The organism is Bacteroides sp. HMSC067B03, assembly GCF_001811315.1.
GTDB lineage: Bacteria > Bacteroidota > Bacteroidia > Bacteroidales > Bacteroidaceae > Bacteroides > Bacteroides faecis.
In genome coordinates, this window is the sequence record NZ_KV804482.1 from 46,337 (window position 1) to 65,889 (window position 19,553).

At 43.3% G+C, this 19,553-nt stretch carries 10 protein-coding genes, 2 other RNA genes and 1 pseudogene; 8 read left to right on the forward strand and 5 right to left on the reverse strand.

Translation table 11 applies throughout. From position 1 onward, the window contains the following. Positions 1 to 100: 100 nt before the first annotated feature. The 5 genes from mobV to HMPREF2794_RS25095 all read left to right on the forward strand — a co-directional run bounded on the left by mobV (position 101) and on the right by HMPREF2794_RS25095 (position 5,663). A complete protein-coding gene (gene mobV, locus HMPREF2794_RS25075; protein WP_032952791.1) occupies positions 101 to 1,447 on the forward strand; it encodes a MobV family relaxase in 1,347 nt (448 codons plus the stop codon). 324 nt (positions 1,448 to 1,771) lie between these two features. Beyond that, positions 1,772 to 2,896: a GIY-YIG nuclease family protein gene (locus tag HMPREF2794_RS25080; RefSeq protein ID WP_185113169.1), complete on the forward strand. Its 1,125-nt coding sequence runs from the start codon at positions 1,772 to 1,774 to the stop codon at positions 2,894 to 2,896. A gap of 27 nt (positions 2,897 to 2,923) precedes the next feature. Beyond that, positions 2,924 to 3,103 carry a hypothetical protein gene (locus tag HMPREF2794_RS25085; protein ID WP_005680237.1) on the forward strand — a complete coding sequence of 60 codons (180 nt, stop codon included), beginning with the start codon at positions 2,924 to 2,926 and terminating at the stop codon, positions 3,101 to 3,103. 37 nt (positions 3,104 to 3,140) lie between these two features. Beyond that, the gene (locus HMPREF2794_RS25090) at positions 3,141 to 3,755 is read left to right on the forward strand and encodes a hypothetical protein (RefSeq protein WP_032952788.1); all 615 of its coding nucleotides are present in this window, start codon (positions 3,141 to 3,143) and stop codon (positions 3,753 to 3,755) included. Positions 3,756 to 3,773: 18 nt separating this feature from the next. Beyond that, entirely contained in the window at positions 3,774 to 5,663 is a 1,890-nt protein-coding gene (locus tag HMPREF2794_RS25095) for a WG repeat-containing protein (RefSeq protein WP_032952789.1), read from the forward strand. Positions 5,664 to 5,766: 103 nt separating this feature from the next. Here the strand turns inward: HMPREF2794_RS25095 and ssrA (HMPREF2794_RS25100) are convergent. Both ssrA (HMPREF2794_RS25100) and ssrA (HMPREF2794_RS25105) read right to left on the reverse strand, forming a co-directional pair. Beyond that, positions 5,767 to 6,164, reverse strand: a transfer-messenger RNA (tmRNA) gene (gene ssrA, locus HMPREF2794_RS25100). Between the two features lie 209 nt (positions 6,165 to 6,373). Further along, positions 6,374 to 6,770, reverse strand: a transfer-messenger RNA (tmRNA) gene (gene ssrA, locus HMPREF2794_RS25105). 203 nt (positions 6,771 to 6,973) lie between these two features. Here ssrA (HMPREF2794_RS25105) and HMPREF2794_RS25110 point away from each other — a divergent pair. After that, positions 6,974 to 9,802, forward strand: a pseudogene (locus tag HMPREF2794_RS25110) (glycoside hydrolase family 3 C-terminal domain-containing protein). Positions 9,803 to 9,839: 37 nt separating this feature from the next. After that, the gene (locus tag HMPREF2794_RS25115; RefSeq protein ID WP_010536988.1) at positions 9,840 to 10,991 is read left to right on the forward strand and encodes a lactonase family protein; all 1,152 of its coding nucleotides are present in this window, start codon (positions 9,840 to 9,842) and stop codon (positions 10,989 to 10,991) included. 308 nt (positions 10,992 to 11,299) lie between these two features. Here HMPREF2794_RS25115 and HMPREF2794_RS25120 read toward each other — a convergent pair whose 3' ends face one another. Beyond that, positions 11,300 to 14,581, reverse strand: a complete 3,282-nt coding sequence (locus tag HMPREF2794_RS25120; protein ID WP_055270117.1) for a DUF5107 domain-containing protein — start codon at positions 14,579 to 14,581, stop codon at positions 11,300 to 11,302. Between the two features lie 13 nt (positions 14,582 to 14,594). After that, the gene (locus HMPREF2794_RS25125; RefSeq protein WP_055270119.1) at positions 14,595 to 15,977 is read right to left on the reverse strand and encodes a sugar porter family MFS transporter; all 1,383 of its coding nucleotides are present in this window, start codon (positions 15,975 to 15,977) and stop codon (positions 14,595 to 14,597) included. A 162-nt stretch (positions 15,978 to 16,139) separates the two neighbouring features. Here HMPREF2794_RS25125 and HMPREF2794_RS25130 point away from each other — a divergent pair, with 162 nt between their 5' ends. Next, positions 16,140 to 17,027, forward strand: a complete 888-nt coding sequence (locus HMPREF2794_RS25130) for a helix-turn-helix domain-containing protein (protein WP_055270179.1) — start codon at positions 16,140 to 16,142, stop codon at positions 17,025 to 17,027. A 62-nt stretch (positions 17,028 to 17,089) separates the two neighbouring features. Here the strand turns inward: HMPREF2794_RS25130 and HMPREF2794_RS25135 are convergent, their stop codons facing one another. After that, complete coding sequence (locus HMPREF2794_RS25135) at positions 17,090 to 19,303, reverse strand: beta-N-acetylglucosaminidase (RefSeq protein ID WP_070753019.1); 2,214 nt, start codon at positions 19,301 to 19,303, stop codon at positions 17,090 to 17,092. Positions 19,304 to 19,553: the final 250 nt, after the last annotated feature.

The window sequence follows — 19,553 nt, forward strand, 5'->3', positions numbered from 1 at the left end:
CCCAATGAGCAAAAGGGACGCCGCCCCTTTTGAAACCCCGTGAGCCATGCGGCATGGAAGCAAGACAGGGGAAGTATTAACCGAAAAATGTATTACAGTTATGGGATATGCAGTTTTGCATTTGGAAAAGGCAAAGGGTGCGGACGGCGCAATGTCCACACACATAGAGCGCACCGTACACCCGAAGAATGCGGACAGAACGCGAACGCACCTGAACCGGGAACTGGTGCAGTTCCCCGAAGGGGTAAGGAACCGTACGCAGGCGATAGCGCACCGGATAGAGACGGCAGGCATCAAACGCAAGATAGGTACCAACCAGGTAAGGGCAATCCGGGTGCTGCTCACCGGAAGCAACGAGGACATGAAGCGTATGGAAGAGGACGGGAGACTTGACGGCTGGTGCAACGACAACCTGCAATGGCTCCGGGAAACATACGGCGAGCGGAACCTCGTGTCGGCAGTCCTGCACATGGACGAGAAGACGCCGCACATACACGCCACTATCGTACCGATAGTGACCGGGGAGCGCAGGAAAGCCAGACAAGACGAACAAAACGGGAAGAAGAAGTACAGAAAGAAGAACACGCAGGATGTGCGGCTGTGCGCTGATGACGTCATGGCAAGGCACAAGCTGAAACACTATCAGGACACCTATGCCCAAGTCATGAACAAGTACGGCTTGCAGAGAGGCGTGGACGGCTCGCTGGCAAAACATATACCGACCTCGCAATATTACAAGGAACTGGTGGAACGGCAGGACAGCCTGCAGGAGAACATAGAAAACCTGCTGGGGCTGGAAGAGGAAGCACAGAAGAAGCTGAAAAAGGTCAAGGGGGAAATCAACGTGCAGAAGATGAAGGGTGCGGCGGTGAACGCAACCACAGCCATAGCGGACGGGGTGAGTTCTCTTTTGGGCGGCAGCAAGGTCAAGAGGCTGGAAGCGGAGAATGAGGGCTTGAAGCAGGACATAGCCAATCTGCAAAGACAAGTACAAGTCGAACAAAGGGAACAGACAAAAATGGAGAACCGCCACAACAGCGAGATAAACAAGATAGACCGGAGCTACCAGCAAAAAATCAGGGAATACGACAACAGACTGGAACAGATAGACACCTATTTCCCTATCGTGAAGGAACTGTTGCCCATAGCCGAACAATGCCGGGAAGTGGGGTTCACCGAGGAACTGACAAGGCGGATTGTCAGCCTGCAACCCGTGGAGTTCAAGGGAAGGCTCTATTCGAAGGAACACAAGGAGAAGTTCAGGACGGAGCACTCGACGGCAACCGTGGAGAGGAACCCGCAGGAGAAGGGAAAATTCCGGCTGTGCATTGACGGCATACCCATACTCGAATGGTTCAAAATGAAGTTTCAGGAACTCAAAGAAAAGCTGGGTGTAAGCCACACCCAAAAAGAAGAGAACAAACCGAAAAGAGGGTTGAGATTGTAAAACGTAATAAAAAAACAGGGGCTTTGGTTTCATTTATTTAGCTGTTTTTTGTATTTTTGTATTGGATTGAGTATGCTCTTTCCAAGACATATTAGAATTTTTAGAAGCGTTATGCTTATCTTGTAGATGAAAACGTAGGAAATTTTCAAAGAGTACAAGGATAGCATAGTGGTTCTCACGCTATAGCGTGGGCTGCTATATCCATATCTGTACTCAAGGTATTTTCCTACGACCTTCATCTAAGACGTGGCATGCAGACCCACGCTTCTTTTTGTATAACTCTGCTTAGTGGGGTCTCAGGCGGCTATATATGAAACCAACAACATGATTTCACAAGATGAATTTTCTTTATTTGACCCTCAAAAAATGAGAGCTTCAGTCTTACCTGACAAGCCCGGTAACTATATCATAGTATTACGTAGTACGTCCTCATTGCCCATAAAAGTACAAATTTCCACCACTCCTATACTAACCTCTTTTGATTACAAAAAAGAGAAATACAATGTCGTGTATGTAGGCAAAAGCAGTAAAAGTCTGCGTATTCGTGACTACAAACAACATTTCACTGGCACTGCCGGAAATTCCACAATTCGCAAATCATTAGGATGTTTATTGGGATTCAAACTGATTCCAAGAGACATAAACTCTCCCCAAAACGGAAAAACTACATTTGGTGAATTTGACGAACGTACACTGACCGAATGGATGAAAGACAACCTGCTACTTTTTTATTATGCAAATAATGATTATGCAAATGTTGAAAAAGAATTGATTCGCACATATAATCCCCCTCTTAACTTGCAAGGAAATTTCAATAAAACTAATCTTGATTTCCGCAAGGAGCTTTCTGCGCTTCGTTCATGTACTTCGACGAAACAAGCCCCAATACCAAATAACCAATTAAAGCTAAATACTTATCCACAACAAATGCAATGCAGCAATTGTGGTATAAATCTAACAATTAATGAAGGGTTAAAAAATGAAGAGTACATTAAATGTCTTTCCTGTGGTTATATCATTCAAAACCCCATCTACATACAAAATAAAAAAAATAAAGAACGCCGACAATGGATAGCGGTATTGATTTTTCTTGTTGTGGTTATAATTTTCAATATTTCAAGTAGAGAATACAGCACTTCTTCAAAGGGTAACAATAGAATCGAAAACTACGGGAGCAACAAAGGACCATCTCAAACAAAAGCTATGGCAGGAGTAAGGGTCTATCTTAAACGGCATTATCTTAAAGACCCTGATAGTTATGAAGGAATAAGTTGGGAAGCCTTTGGTATATATAATAAAGACAATAATACTTATTTTGCTCTTCATAAATATAGGGCTAAAAACAGTTATGGCGGTTACGTGGTGGAAGAGAAACTTTTTGTATTGGATTCTGACGGGATTGTTATAAAAGTTGTAGATGACATGAATGAAGTCATTAATGGTTATTGATATAAACAATGAACAAACAATGAAGTTATGAAGGAGCAAAATGCTGAAAGACTTTCTGAATATGAGAAAGCCCAAATAGAGTTTGCAAAAGGTAAAGCGGAGTTTCTACAAGGATGTGGCGGTTGCCTGATGATCCCAATCATCATTATCATTCTACTTTGTATAGTAATTTTAATAGGTCTAATCGCTTCTCCTTTTATGGATTAATCAAAAAATTTAATTCTAACTTAAATAATATGGCATTATGAAAAAAATTATTACTTCTATTTTCATTTTGATGTTTTATCTTGGTTGTTCACCATCACAGAAGGATGTACTGTTTGCAAACGCTTCCGATGAACAAATCATAGAATGGGGTAAACAATACGTAGTCCATTCCATTGAGGATAGTTTAAAAGAAGGAGAAAGTTACAAAATAATGGAATGGATTTTGGCAGAAAAAAAGACAAGTATTCCTGTTGAGGTATGGCAAATGGATAATACATATAAAAAAGATTCAATACCAGGATGCGTCAAGCTATTAGATACACGAGGTATTTTTGATGAACTCGCATTTATAGGAAATGGTGATAGCGCATTTGTAGCCTTCGCTGTTGCATATACAATAGATGAAAAGAATGGGAATAGTTCATTCTTAGAAAAAGTTTTTACCCTCGATAAAAGTGGTAAAGTGTTGGATTGTAGCGATTACCTTAGTCCTTCTCAAAAGAGAAAACAAATAGAAGAAAATTTTAACAGAGCTTTGGAACAAATGGGTTCTATTCTGATTCAGACGGTAAAGGAAGGTGCTGCTATGGCAGGTAAAGATACAAGTGGTATAACAAATGTGACAATTAATGGAAAGACATATTCCGAATAACTTATAATATGACGTATTATGAAGAAAAATGAACGTATTTCAAGTATCAACAGTGTGTTGCGAGATTATTTTGCGAAACATCCTCAAAGCGGAATGATCCTTGCAAAAGAGTTTATGCCTCTTTTTATAAAGAATGGCATTTTCAATAAAGATAATAGAGAGGGGTTACCCATTCGAAAAGTTCTGCGAGATTTGGATACTGAAAATTCATTGGACAAAATTCCCTATGTTCATACTGAAAGGAAACCTAAAACAATCAATTGGTATTTTCGTCCTTTGCTTTTATCGCTTGTGATATTTATGGGTATGCTTTCGAGTTGTTCTTTTAAGTCAAATACCGATTTCCCTGAAGTGACCCATGTAGCTTTCCAAAAAGAAAAACATGGGAAATGGGGCATGGTTGGAGTTAATGGAAACATCTTGTTTGAAAACAAATTTGATAAAAGACCGTCTTATGCAGTAAATGGAGTGTTTAGAATTCAGGATTATGATACAAATCAATATCTTTACTATTCCGCAACTCCAACTCCTAAATTGATAGGAACTCCAAAAGGTTATAAACAAGGAGGCATATGTAGCGAAGGAATAATTCCTGTTGTTTCTGCAGATGAACGTATTCACTATCTAACAGAAACGGGAGAAACTGCTTTTTATTTGCTTCCGTATCAGGGGAAAGAATTCTTATGTGTATCTCCGTTCTTTACGGAGCAACGTGCTTGGTTTCGGTTAGAAAATCGTAAATGCGGATATATAGATCCACAAGGCAATGTTGTGATAGAACCTATTTATGATAACGCTTTCCCTTTCCATGAAGGAAAAGCTATTGTATATAACAAAGAAGCTGACAAATGGTTAGTTATCGACCCCAATGGAAAAGAATTATTTGAAGCCAGTTCCAATGGGTACCAACAATATTCATACACTTTTTTTGAAAACGGATATTGTTTAATAGAAAACTTCTTACTCAATGAAAAAGGCGAAAAAGCACAGAGATTCCCTTCTAACATTTACAGTATTTCACCTTTCATTGACAATGTTGCCTTATTTCAAGACAGTAAAACTGGATTATGGGGACAACTTAACATAGAAGGAGAAAGTATCGGAGAGCCTAAATATTCGCGAGCTTTAGGTATTATAGACGATTGGATATATGTTGCTGATACAATTGCCAATTTAAGAGATGAATGGGACAATCAATATATGAATGTATATGCAATAAACTCTAAAGGTGAAATTAAAAATAAAATAGAAAACGTTTCATGTTTTTACCCATTATCCCAATATGCCATAATGGCAGAAAATGAGAAATATTACTTTGCTGACAAAAAAGGGAATCCGATAGACAACAACTCTTATTACAAAATTTCAGTTCCCCCATTTACAGATGCTCCCAGTTATTCACCCTTTTGGTCTTCTTTAATAGCACCTCATTCCATGTCTGATTATGATGCTTGGGGAGTTGCCACCGATTATATAGATGAAAAGAAAACATTGGCATCAATATTCGATAAATTAACATCCGACGGCATTGACAGCTTAAAAATTGGTCAAACCATTCCAAAAATTATGGATTTATACAATATAAAACAAATGCCAACAAGTGGAATGATTGACTTGCATAATAGAGATTGGGGCATAAATCAGGTTTTTGCAACGTATTCCGTTGGCATTCTTCATGAATGTGAGTGTGCAATTGTGATTAAAGTAAAGATTGATGTGAGTGCTTCTCCGATAGGTGATAATCCAAAGAAATTGTTTGATGCTATACCACAATATCTTACAGAAACTTTGGGATTAAAAAGGGAAGATGAAACCCTTTATCGATCTGAAGATGCTTGTTATGATATTGTTTATTATGAAGGAGAGGATTCATTCTTTTTAATGTCTAAAGCGATAACAGAGAAATAGTTAAGAAACATTCATATAAATCGAACACTTAAAAATATTCCCGTACAGAACATCAAATTCTGTACGGGAATACTTTTATACATAAAAAATAATTATCTAAGTATTGTGGACCTGGGGAGAATCGAACTCCCGTCCAAACGAGGAAACCATATGCTTTCTACATGCTTATCTTTGCCTAAAATTTTCGAACATAAGCAAGACCAAAGCCACCAACTTATGCCTTATCCTCTAAAATTTCGTAAGAGTTACGAGGAAAAACTCAAACTATTCCCGATTTTACTGTGCCACTTTATCAAACGCTTCGGAACAAGAGCTTTTGAGTGACATCTCGTTTCTACCACTTTGGCGGAAATAAAGCTAATCTACTATACTTCGATTAAGCAGCGAGAGCATAATTTTCGTTGCCAGATAAAATTTTGATAACTGATATTTAAGTGGAAATTACCGACCCACTGCATGCTTACATACCATTCCAACTCGCTGTCAATTCCAGTCAAGCCCTAATGATGTTTCAAAGATAGGAAATCGCCTTGATAAGAACAAACAAAAAGATAAAAATTAAAATAGAATATCACAAATCATCACAATAGTTAATTTATTTAAGAAAGGCAGATAGTTTTTGATATAAAGAATGATAATCAGACTATCATTTTTATTTCAGGGTGCATTTTGGGGTGCAAACAACATAAACACCTGATTATCAATATTATTTGTGGAGCTGGAGGGAATCGAACCCTCGTCCAAACGAGGAAATCATAAGCTTTCTACATGCTTATCTTTGCCTAAATTTTCGTGCAGGAGCAGAACCAAAGCCATCAATTCCTGCCTTATCCTCTAAAGTTTCATCAAAAACGCGAGGCCGCTTCTGACTATCCCCGATATTACTGCACCACTGAACCGGAATGCTTCGGAGCAACAGCTTCCGAGTGATGTCTCGTCCTGACACCTAGTGTCTGGATTAAGCTAATCTACTGTGATTCGATTAAGCAGCAAGAGCGTAATTAGTTTCGCCAGATAAAGTTTTGATAACTGAGATTTAAGTGGAAATTACCGACCCACTGCATGCTTACCTACCATTTCTGCCCGCTGTCAAATCCAGTCAACCCCATGACTTTATAACGGTCTGAAATTTTAAATACGCTGCAAAGATAAGAAATGTTTTCCTATTCCCGGCTTTTCATTAGCAAATATTATATTCACCTCACTTGTATGGACTCCCAGTGCAGGCAATTTGTACGAAAATTGCTGTTATTTTCCGATAAGTGGCATTATCTTTACAGGCAGAAATCAAAAACAAGATATCATATACCATGAAGAAACTTTTATTCACCGCACTCTTTCTGGGAAGCAGCACATTGTTATCTGCACAGAAGGCAACTAAAACACCTGCTGTTTATAAACCTGTCCGCACAGAAATGTATAAGAAAGGATGGATTGACTTTAACAAGAATGGAATCAAAGACGTGTACGAAGATCCGACTGCCACAATCGACGCACGTATAGAAGACCTGCTCAGCCAAATGACACTGGAAGAAAAAACATGTCAGATGGTGACGCTTTATGGATACAAAAGAGTATTAAAGGATGATCTGCCTACTCCCGAATGGAAAAACCAACTGTGGAAAGACGGAATCGGAGCTATTGACGAACATCTGAATGGTTTTCAGCAATGGGGACTTCCTCCCTCCGACAATGAAAACATATGGCCCGCCTCCCGCCATGCCTGGGCATTGAATGAAGTCCAGCGATTTTTTATAGAAGAAACAAGACTCGGCATTCCCACCGACTTCACCAATGAAGGGATTCGCGGAGTGGAAAGTTATAAAGCTACCAACTTCCCTACCCAACTGGGGCTGGGACATACCTGGAATCGCCGGCTGATTCACCAGGTAGGGCTGATCACCGGACGGGAAGCACGCATGTTGGGATATACCAATGTGTATGCACCTATATTGGACGTAGGTCGCGACCAACGCTAGGGACGCTACGAAGAAGTATACGGCGAGTCTCCTTATCTGGTTGCCGAACTGGGTATAGAAATGGTACGTGGTATGCAACACAACCATCAGATAGCAGCAACCGGAAAGCACTTTATCGCCTATAGTAATAATAAAGGAGCACGCGAAGACATGGCACGTGTCGACCCGCAAATGTCGCCACGTGAAGTGGAAATGATCCATGTCTATCCTTTCAAGCGGGTTATCCGCGAAGCCGGATTATTGGGAGTCATGAGCTCATACAATGACTATGACGGATTCCCGATTCAAAGCAGTTATTACTGGCTTACCACCCGTCTGCGCGGAGAAATGGGTTTCCGTGGATATGTGGTTTCGGACAGTGATGCGGTAGAATACCTTTATACCAAACACGGAACAGCCAAGGACATGAAAGAAGCGGTACGCCAAAGCGTGGAAGCCGGACTGAATGTGCGCTGTACTTTCCGCTCACCGGATTCGTATGTATTACCACTAAGGGAGCTGGTCAAAGAAGGAGGACTGAGCGAGGAGGTCATCAACGACCGTGTACGGGATATTCTGAGAGTCAAGTTCCTCGTCGGATTATTCGATCATCCTTACCAGATTGATTTGAAAGGGGCTGATGAAGAAGTGGAGAAGGCAGCCAATGAGGAAATAGCTTTGCAGGCTTCCCGGGAATCTATCGTACTACTGAAAAATGATAAAAACATATTGCCGTTAGATGCTTCGGGCATTCAAAAAATAGCAGTCTGCGGTCCGAACGCAGACGAACATTCGTATGCACTGACTCATTACGGTCCACTGGCTGTGGAGGTCACTTCCGTACTGAAAGGTATTCAGGAAAAGATGAAAGGAAAGGCAGAAGTACTCTACACAAAGGGCTGTGATCTGGTAGATGCCAACTGGCCGGAATCGGAACTGATTGATTATCCTCTGACCGATGAAGAGCAGAAAGAAATAGAAAAAGCTGTCGACCAAGCGAAGCAGGCGGATGTAGCTGTAGTCGTTTTGGGAGGTGGGCAACGCACTTGCGGAGAGAACAAATCCCGCAGCAGTCTCGATCTTCCCGGTCGTCAGCTCGATTTGCTGAAAGCAGTAGCAGCTACGGGAAAGCCGGTTGTACTCGTTCTTATCAATGGTCGTCCGCTTTCTATCAACTGGGCAGATAAGTTTGTTCCTGCCATAGTCGAAGCATGGTATCCGGGTTCGAAAGGTGGAAAGGCGGTAGCAGATGTACTTTTCGGAGAGTACAATCCCGGTGGAAAACTGACCGTCACTTTCCCGAAAACGGTAGGCCAGATACCTTTCAACTTCCCCTGCAAGCCCTCTTCACAAATAGACGGAGGCAAGAATCCGGGAATGGAAGGCAATATGTCTCGTGCCAACGGTGCATTATATCCGTTCGGATACGGACTGAGTTACACCACTTTTGAATATAGTGATTTGAAAATCTCTCCCGCCATCATCACTCCTAACCAGCAAACATTCGTCACCTGCAAAGTGACAAACACAGGCAAACGGGCGGGAGACGAAGTAGTGCAGCTTTACGTACGCGATGTACTAAGCAGCGTCACTACTTACGAAAAGAACCTTGCCGGATTCGAACGAGTTCACCTGCAACCGGGTGAAACGAAGGAAGTAACTTTCCCTATTGACCGCAAAGCACTGGAATTGCTCAATGCCGATATGCACTGGGTAGTAGAACCGGGAGATTTCACGCTGATGGTCGGAGCTTCCTCTACCGATATCCGTCTGAACGGCACACTGACGGTAGTGGAACCCGGTCGTATACCTACCACCGAAGCTGATAAAGACAGTAGTCCGGTAAGCGCCAGTACCAACGCCGAAACAGCAAATAATGTAATAGACAATAATTTAACTACTTCCTGGGAGGGTAATAAAGGAGATTACATTACCTTTGCCTTACAGAACGGAGCCAAAGTAGACGGTGTATCCATAGCTTTCAGCCGCGAAAATGGACTGGATACTAATTTCGAGATACAACTATCCAGTGGTGGAGGACAGTTCCTCACCGTCTATTCCGGTATCGTAAAAGAGTATAACAAGCTCTTGGATTTTCATTTCAAAGGGACAACTGCCAGTGATTTACGCATTGTGCTGGGTGACGACCGAATCGGGATCACAGAAGTGAAATTGCCGTAGTTAAAGAAATAGCAATCAAACTGAAAAGAATCTATATATGCTAAAAATTCTTGCAACAATCTGTATTATCGGTATGGCCACATCTAGTTGTACATCAAAAAAAGCTTCCCGAACCGAAAGTTCCCATGAAGCAGAACCGGAACTGACAATGATTGTCGGTACTTACACTTCGGGAGACAGTAAGGGCCTTTACAGTTTCCGGTTCAACGAAGAAAACGGAACGGCAACTGCGCTCAGCGAGGCGGAAGTAGAAAACCCATCTTATCTTGTACCGTCTGCCGACGGAAAGTTTATTTATGCAGTCAGTGAGTTCAGCAACGATCAAGCTGCTGCCAACGCATTTGCTTTCAATAAGGAAGAGGGCACTTTCCGGCTACTGAACACGCAGAAAACCGAAGGCGAAGATCCTTGCTACATCATCACCAACGGCAGTAATGTGATCACTGCCAATTACAGCGGAGGAAGCATTTCTGTTTTTCCGATTGATAAAGACGGTTCGCTCCTCCCCGCTTCTACGGTAGTGAAGTTCAAAGGCTCGGGAGCAGACAAGGAGCGTCAGGAGAAACCGCACCTGCATTGTGTCCGCATCACACCGGACGGTAAATACTTGTTTGCCGACGATCTGGGTACGGATCAGATACATAAGTTTATCATCCATCCGAACGCCAAACCTGATAATGAAGAGATCCTCCTGAAAGAAGGAAATCCGGCTTCTTATAAAGTAGAAGCAGGGTCGGGTCCCCGCCACCTGACTTTCGCACCGAACGGACACTATGCGTATCTCATTAACGAACTGTCGGGGACAGTAATCGCATTTGAATATAACGACGGAAACCTAAAAGAAATCCAGACAATAGCTGCTGACACAGCAGGAGCCAAAGGAAGCGGGGATATCCACATCAGCCCGGATGGTAAATTCCTGTATGCAAGCAATCGCCTGAAAGCGGACGGAATAGCGATCTTCAGCATTCATCCGGAAAACGGCATGCTGACAAAGGCCGGTTATCAGCTGACAGGGATTCATCCACGCAACTTTATTATTACTCCCAACGGAAAATACCTGTTAGTCGCCTGTCGGGACAGCAATATGATTCAGGTCTATAAAAGAGATGCAGACACGGGATTGCTGACAGACATACATCAAAATATAAAAGTAGATAAGCCCGTGTGCGTGAAGTTTATCCCGTGAAACGATATCTTACAGGCTCTTACATGAACACTTGTTGCCTGCTGCCTTGAATAAGCCCGGCAAAGTTATGCTGTATAAGGGGAAAACTTCCTTTTCTCCCTATGCAAACTTATCTTTTATCGGATATAAACTATAATTGCAAGCTTTGATTGTAAAAACGCAAGTTCCATTTTTATAATCAAAGCTTGCAATTATAAAAATGAAACTTGCGTTTATAGTTTGCTTCAGGACAAAACCAACTTTGCTATGGGAACAAAAGAAGTTTGCAAAGCAGGAAGCAAAACTTGGTCAGTACCAAACCGGAACTCTTAACCTATCAGGCTACGGAAAGCCTGAATGCCCTGATGATTGATATCCAATTTCTCCACCTCACCCAGCAAGCGAACAGATTTTTCTTTTTGATTCAATCCCCAGTAACCCAATGCCATCATATATTTGCAATGGATGACATTACGTATTGTCAGATCATCTTCCCAAATTAATAAATCGGGTAGTGATACTGCAAAGTAATCCATCTTAATCTTGTCAAACAAATGCTTTTCACCATAAGAAGTCAGTTTATGAAAGCGTCCGTTAGCCTCATCCATACGACCGAGTTTCAGTAATGCCAGTCCCTGATAGAATATCTTATCAGGTTTTGCATCGTTGTAGTACATAGCTGCAGCCGGTTCGGTAGGACCGACAATGGCTTGTTCCCAACATTCCGCCGCTTTGTCACTCTGCCCCAGACCTTCATAAGCGCAACCCATAAAGTAATAGAAGTCATTCTCCTGCGCACCATATAGTTTGCCTTCACCCAAGTGGTGCGGATATTCCAGACATTCTTCCAGAAGCGGGATAGCCTGACTGTAATTACCGGCTTCAAGTGCTTTCTTCGCCAGTTCTACGCGGGCAAACTGATACTGTCCCGGCACTTTTCCTTCTCCACCTTCCCACGGATGGAAGATGTGTGCATCAAGCAATGTTTTCGCTTTTTCGTACTCTCCTGTCTGATTCAACAAAGTGATTTCTTCCAATACCAGATCGTCACGTTGTGCTATCAGTTCGGGATATTGCTGTAAGAACGCCAAACGTTCGGCATGTGAACGGCGGACACGCTTGTAAAGCTGATCTAATTCCATCAACACACGCGCGTCAGTCTTATCGAGCCGGAAAGCACGCTCCATATACTCGATGGCTCTTGCTTCTTCGTTCTTCTTGTTAAAGTTGGCCAAAGCCAGGTTGCGCCATATCGTCGGAAACTTGTCATCCAGTTTAGCCGAAGTTTCCCATGCTTCAAGTGCCAAGTCGTACTGGCGCTTGTCGTAATACAAATTGCCCAGGTAATAAGGAGCTTTCGCATCATTCGGATTTTGCTCCATAGCACACTGCAAGGCAAGTATTGCTTCCAGGCGATTAGGGAAACAGTAGTCGGAACATGCTTGGGCTGCATCGGCAAGTGCTTGCTCTGCACCGGAAAGTTTCCCTTGGGTCAAACACCATCCCAGATAATAATAAGTCATCGGAGTCACACTACCCTCAGTAATCGCCACATTCCATAAGCCGGCAGCTTCCGACCAGCAACCGGCACTACAATAATCGAGTGCTATTTCATCATAGTTGTGGGCTTCGCCACGCATCATTGTCCGCAAAGTCAGCAAGTCCTCAGCGGCATGAGTTATCAGATACTTTTCATAACGGCAACCAAAGTTGAACTGATCAATAGCCAATGAGTCTTCAATGACCTGCAAAGCTTCTTTCGCTTTCCCCATCTGACGAAGAATAGCAGTTCTCAGTGCACGTGCCTTGTGATGATGCCAGTTGCGGATAAGCGAGCGGTCCACTTCATCCAAAGCATCTTCCAAGCGACCTTGCATAGTAGCAATCTGAGCACAGGCAAAATAGCCTGCATCCTGCCATGCTGCATTCCAGCATGATTTATAGAAACGATCGTATGCTTCATTATATCGTCCCTGATACTTCAAGGCAAGTCCGAGATTGTAAAGAGGTTCTCCGTCATAAGGATTCGGATTGCGTTTCTGCAAGGTCTTCACTGCTGTAAGCAGATATTGTTCGGCTTTCCGGAAACGCCCCTTACGGATATACCACAGTCCAAGCGCATTATTATTGCGTACGTCAATCGGATCACGACGCAAGGCTTCTTCGTAATAATCTACCGGATTGTAAGTAGCATGTCTGTATTGCTCCAAGTGTAAGCCCGTCAGATAGAGTTGCTCGGTTGTCTTTATTTCTTCCGGCAACAGGGCTGCTTCGGCAGCATCGGGAATCGGTTTTACCTCTTCCGGCTCGGCATGCCAGTAAAGCAGTTCCTTACCGTTTGCTGTGATTTCGAGGCTCAGTTTATTGAACTTCTCACCTGCCACATCAACCGTTTCATCCAGCAATTCTTCCGGAGTGATGACTACTTGTTTGCTGTAATATACTGTGCCGTCCTCCCCTTTCAATACTACCTTAACCGTTTGTTCGGAAGTGGCGAATATCTTGAAACGCACCTTATCTTCACCCTCCGGTTCTATGTTCATCAAGAGGTCCTTGCTTGCATTCTTGACTACTCCCAGTTCACGATAAGGCAGAAAATACTGCACGAAGCTTTTTTCCTCGTAAGGCTGTAACCAGGTAAAGTCCGGTTGATTCTCGGTGTAGACACCTGCCATCAGCTCGATGTATGGGCCGTCTTCATCAGTCAGATTACGATCCCAGGCACGACCGAAATCGCCGTTTCCCCATGTCCACTGCTTCTTACCCGGAGAAATATGGTGATTGGCTACGTGAAGCATACCTGCATGCGTATCGTTCTCATATCCACCTTCGAAATTATACCGGGAATTGACAGCCATGTACGAAGTAGGTACTTTGATATTTTTATAGTTAGAGATGTCTACTCCGGCAGAATAATCCATTTTGTAATAAGTGCCCGTGGCAATAGGGAAGCTGGATACGGCCCGCTTTCCATGATCGAACACCGCATTAATATCGGGTGGGAATACACTCTGATAATGGTCGTTCACCGCTACGGCAGGATTTGCCCACCACAGGAAAGTTTGCGGTACTTCGGTACGGTTGTAGAGTACTCCCTTGATTTCGAGAAAAGCATGTCCCGGACGAAGAGTGAAACCTGCCATCCCTTTCTGATGAAACATACGTTCCATTTCATTGACCCACACAGTTACGCTGCCGTCTGCATTTTCTTCAACCGCCGTATCTACGGGCATGTAGGTACTGGGACGGTGATGCTGGGGCCAGTTGAACTCGATGCCTCCCGAAATCCAGGGACCTGCCAGTCCTACCAGCGCAGGTTTAATCACATGATTATAATAGATAAAGTGACGTTGCTTGATTTTGTCATAAGCCATTTGCACACGACCACCCAACTCGGGAAGAATCATCACTTTGATATATTCATTTTCAATAAAGATGGCATCGTATTCCTTATCCACCTTTTCATCGGACATTGACTCGATGACAGGATAAGGATAAACCACTCCGCTACTTCCCTGATACACACGCTTCTCCAGGAAAATAGGATTCTTCTCAGGCTTACCTACCTCATACGTAGGGATTACAACCTTTTCTTTCCACGCTTTTACCATAATATAATTAGTTTTATTTTATTAAATCTTTCTCCAACGTCTCCAGTGACTTTCCTTTGGTTTCGGGCAATGACCGACAGAAGAAGACAAAGCCTACGAGACAAATAGCTGAATAAATCCAGAATGTACCGTAACTACCCAGTGCGCTGTTCAGCAAAGGAAACGTGTATGTCAGTGTGAAACTACCTACCCACAAAGCGAAAGTACAGGTTGCCATAGCGACACCACGCACACGGTTAGGGAATATCTCAGCCAGCAATACCCATGTGATAGGTCCCAGTGACATGGCATAACAGGCTATTGCCAACACCACCAGTACGACCATAAAGAATCCGCTCACCTGGAAGAAATAACAAGTGCCGAGAACCAGATAAATGCCGGCCAGTCCGCCTGCTCCCAAAAGCATCAGTACACGGCGTCCCAGACGTTCGACTGTGTAGATAGCCACAAACGTGAAGATCACATTTGCCACACCGGTCACTACAATATTAAAGAGCACATCTCCCAGCGAATAACCTGCCGACTGGAATATTTCCTGTGCATAATTAAAGATCACATTCGTGCCGCACCACTGCTGAAACACAGCCACTATGATACCGAGTACCAGCACTTTTCGGAACGGACGACTGAAAAGCAATTTCAATCCGCCTTCTGATTTGGAAGAACCGGTTTGCTCCACCATCTGAAGTTCCTGTTCCGCATAATGGTTTCCACCTATCTTGCTGAGCACATTCCATGCCCTCTCCCTCTTTCCTTTCATAGCCAGCCAACGGGGACTCTCAGGAATAAAACAGGCAAGCAACAAGAATACTGCCGCCGGAAACGCTGCTCCCCAAAACATCCAGCGCCATCCCATCTGTCCATTCCATGAAGCACAGATATCGGCAGGAGTAAAGTCGGCAGGAATAGGCTCGGCTATCAGCCAGTTGGCTATCTGCGCACCGAGAATACCCAGTACAATAGTCAGCTGATTGAGTGAAACGAGTTTCCCTCTGATAGAAGTCGGTGCTACTTCGGCAATATACATCGGAGACAATCCCGAAGCGATGCCGATACCGATACCTCCCAGAAAACGGGCCACCAGAAACCAGCTAAATACGGAAAAAGCTCCGGTAGCGTATGCAGAAGATAAAAAGATAAATGCGGAAATCAGTAAAAGAGGCTTCCGCCCGTAACAGTCTGCCATCATACCGGCTACCATCGCACCGATCAGACAGCCAAGCAAGGCTACACTCATCGCCAATCCCTGCATCGTCGGTGAATCGGCAATATCGAAATAGAGTTCATAGAAAGGTTTCGCTCCGCCGATGACCACCCAGTCATATCCGAACAGAAGACCGCCCATCGCGGAAACCAGACAAATAGAATAGACAAACTTTTTATTATAACTTTTCATACCACTAGAAGATTGATTAATTGGTGTTGCAAAGATAGGGGGCATCCCAGGTACAAAAAATAGAATTTCATTTTATAAAGATGGACAATCTTATTTTCAATGTATTATTTGACAGATACCATACATTATTATATATTTGTGCAGAATAACCAATTATATGCTATGGTAAAACTAAAAGATGGATTTACCGGAGAAAGAGCCCTAGTCCTGCCCCGTATGATCGTTGACAAGATGGAAGAAGACCCGCTGACCTCCATGCTGCATATCACCGACATCGGATATTATCCGAAAGCCAAGTATCATTTTCGGGAACGGAAAGAACCCATCAATCAGTTCGTCTTTATCTATTGTATAGACGGGGCCGGTTCTTACCGGATCGGAGATCAGGAATATAACGTCTCTGCCAACCAGTATTTCATCCTTCCGGCAGGTGTCCCGCATTCATACGCCTCCAACCCTTCTACTCCATGGACTATTTACTGGATTCACTTCAAAGGAACAGCAGCTCCATTCTATGCCAAGGATGCCGGCCGTCCGATGGACATCAAACCCGAACGACATTCGCGCATCAGTACACGGATCAATCTGTTTGAAGAGATATTCAACACACTGAAGAACGGCTACAGCAATGAGAATCTGCGTTACGCGTTTTCGATGTTCCACTTTTATCTGGGAACATTACGCTATATCCAGCAATATCGCAATGCAGGCACCAACCAGGTGGAAGATGAAAGGATAGTGGATGTTGCCATCCACTATATGAAAGAAAATATGGAGAAACATCTGAGTCTTGAAGAAATCTCGACGCAAATCGGATATTCTCCGTCGCACTTCTCAATGCTGTTTAAAAAGCAGACGGGACATAGCCCGCTCACGTACTTCAATCTGCTGAAAATACAGCAAGCTTGCCTGCTGCTGGATACCACCGATATGAAAATCAACCAGATATGCTATAAAATCGGTATTGAAGATACTTATTATTTTTCCCGCCTGTTCAGCAAAATCATGGGAATGTCACCAAGGGAGTATCGCAAATCAAAAAAAGGGTAGGAACTTCTCCTACCCTTTCTTGTCTTCTTATAAGTCATCAAGGCTGAACCGCGTAAAACGGTTTACTTTTTCTCTATAGTCAGAACAAACTGACGCAGATATACTTGCTGTTCTTCATTGCTCACATTGGTGAACCGGACAAACTTCAACGGAGTTTTCTGCAAATCAGCCGACAACCTGCTTTCTTTCTGCTTCATATCGATCGTTTTCCATTCTTTGCCATCCGCAGAGATTTCAAGACGTCCCCATGTACAAGGAGCATCCTTACCAAAGTTTATCTGAATATTCTCTCCCGGACAGATCGCATCCAGTTCTATTTCAACACTGTTTCCGGGTGCCCATTTCACGACCTCATTAGCAGGAGAGATAAGTATACGATTGGCTTTCACCTGCAAAGGCAAGTTCTTTATTTGCTCCACACTACTGATTATCTTATGTGGCATATAGTCGGTAACAGCATCCAGACGGGCATTATACTTTTTATTGTAGTAACTCACAACAGCAGCGAAAGTCTGGTCAATCAATGGTTTTATCACTCGTGTGGCCGTCTTTACTCCCGGCTGATAAGGGTTCTGATTAGATGTCTGGTCAATATAAAACATCTGTTGCTGCAAAGCTTTCACATGATTGTATTTCCGCAGAAAATAAGATTCATTCCGACCTTCTACCATTTGCAGCACTTCTTCTCCTGTTTCAGCCATCAGTTTAAACTGACGCAACCAAGGAGTAATTTCGGCAATCAACGGTTTGTTTTCCGTATTGGTCAGCAGTATATCAGCGGACTCTTTCATACGCTCGAAAGTATTCCGGAGGGCTTCGAAATCCGCCTTATCATAGCTGCCGTCTTCTTTAAAACTTTTAAGGAAACGATCGGCGGCAGGCTGAATGTCCTGAGATTCTTCACGACGGTAGCCATGTCCGTTAGGTCCTAAGTCGGAATTATGGATAGCAAAGCATTCGAGTTCACCCGACGCACTTGGCAGAATGGTACGAATCGCATCCTTCCACGTTTGCCAAGTATCATACTTGGCAGGATTCCAGGCATAGCTTGCCACACTATAGATAGCAATTTTAGATGACTCGGCATGTTCCATCGGGTTCGTTACGAAACCTGACATTTCTTTGGCAATCGTCGTATCGTTACCATACACAGGACCGAGGAGCAAATGGTCGCGCACATAATCGGACACCGGAAAATTCCACCAGATGTAAGCCGGACGTTTGATCCGTTCATTAATCCACGCCATGCCATCACGGGTAATGTCAGAAATGACACGGTCTCCCGTCCACATAATCTGAACGGAAGGGTTGAGCTTTTCACCCAGCGTAGTCAGATAATTGCCGTTAGGATTCGACCAGCTTTTATTATATTCCGTAGGACACATGACAAGTTGATTGACATCAGGCTTCGTCTGCGCAAAATTCTCATCAATATAGTTCAGCAGCTCCGCCTGCTTCTGAGGATTGGTACCTTCACCGGAAATATCATCGAAGAATACGGCAAACGAACGAACGCCGAGCTGGTACATCTTCTCAAATTTGGAAAGCAAAAGGTCGCGGTCTTCCTGATTCCATTTGATATCCTGTCCCGGATGAATTGCCCATACAAAGTCAACTTCGTTCTCATTGGCTACTACCACCAATTCTTGCAGTTGGGCAGCTTCTTTGTCGGGATATGGCAGGCGCCAGTTGGGTGCACTATGATACGGATCGTCTTTCGGACCGTATATATAAGTGTTCATCTTGTTTTTACCATAAAACTTCAGCTGACTGAGGCGTGCCTGATGGCTCCACGGAATTCCGTAGAAACCTTCTACTACCCCCCGATATCGTACGGAAGGATAATCTTTGATTTCTACTTCGGGCAGTTTCCCGTCTTTCAGTAACTGCGCGAAAGTTTGCAAGGCATAATAGGTACCTCGTTCGTCATTTCCGGCCAGTACGATTTCTTTTTCATTCACAGAGAGATAATAGCCTTCCTCACGGTTAGGAATCCGGCGGCTATATTTGCGTACGCTCTTGTCGCCTTTCTCACCAATGGAAATAAGTATTCCCTGCTTACTGCTTTGCTTACCGGAAAGCAATTCTTTCAGTACCTTTACGGCATGCGGATTCGCTTCTTTCTCACCATTTAGCTGATAGACAGCAGGCAGATCAATGGTCTTGTTTTGAACAATAAGTTGTTGAGGAGGGGGTTGCAGACTTACATTCTGCGCAAAGACAGTTACAGCACACAGGAGGCAAGCTCCCAATAGACAGATCTTGTTGTTTTTCATAAGTTGTAATAATGGGGGTTAGTTATCATGACTTATATTATCGTACAAAGAAACACTAAATTATCAAATTACGCAAATTTATAGGGAACGTTGATCAAACAAATCAAAAAGAGCAAACAAAACAATCAGAAAGACACACTTTTCTAATTTATTATTTCTATCTTCGTCCGCTGTTATACTTTTTATTCAAATACCCCCAATTACCATGAAAATTAAACACTTTTTACCCCTGCTATTGCTAGTTCTTAGC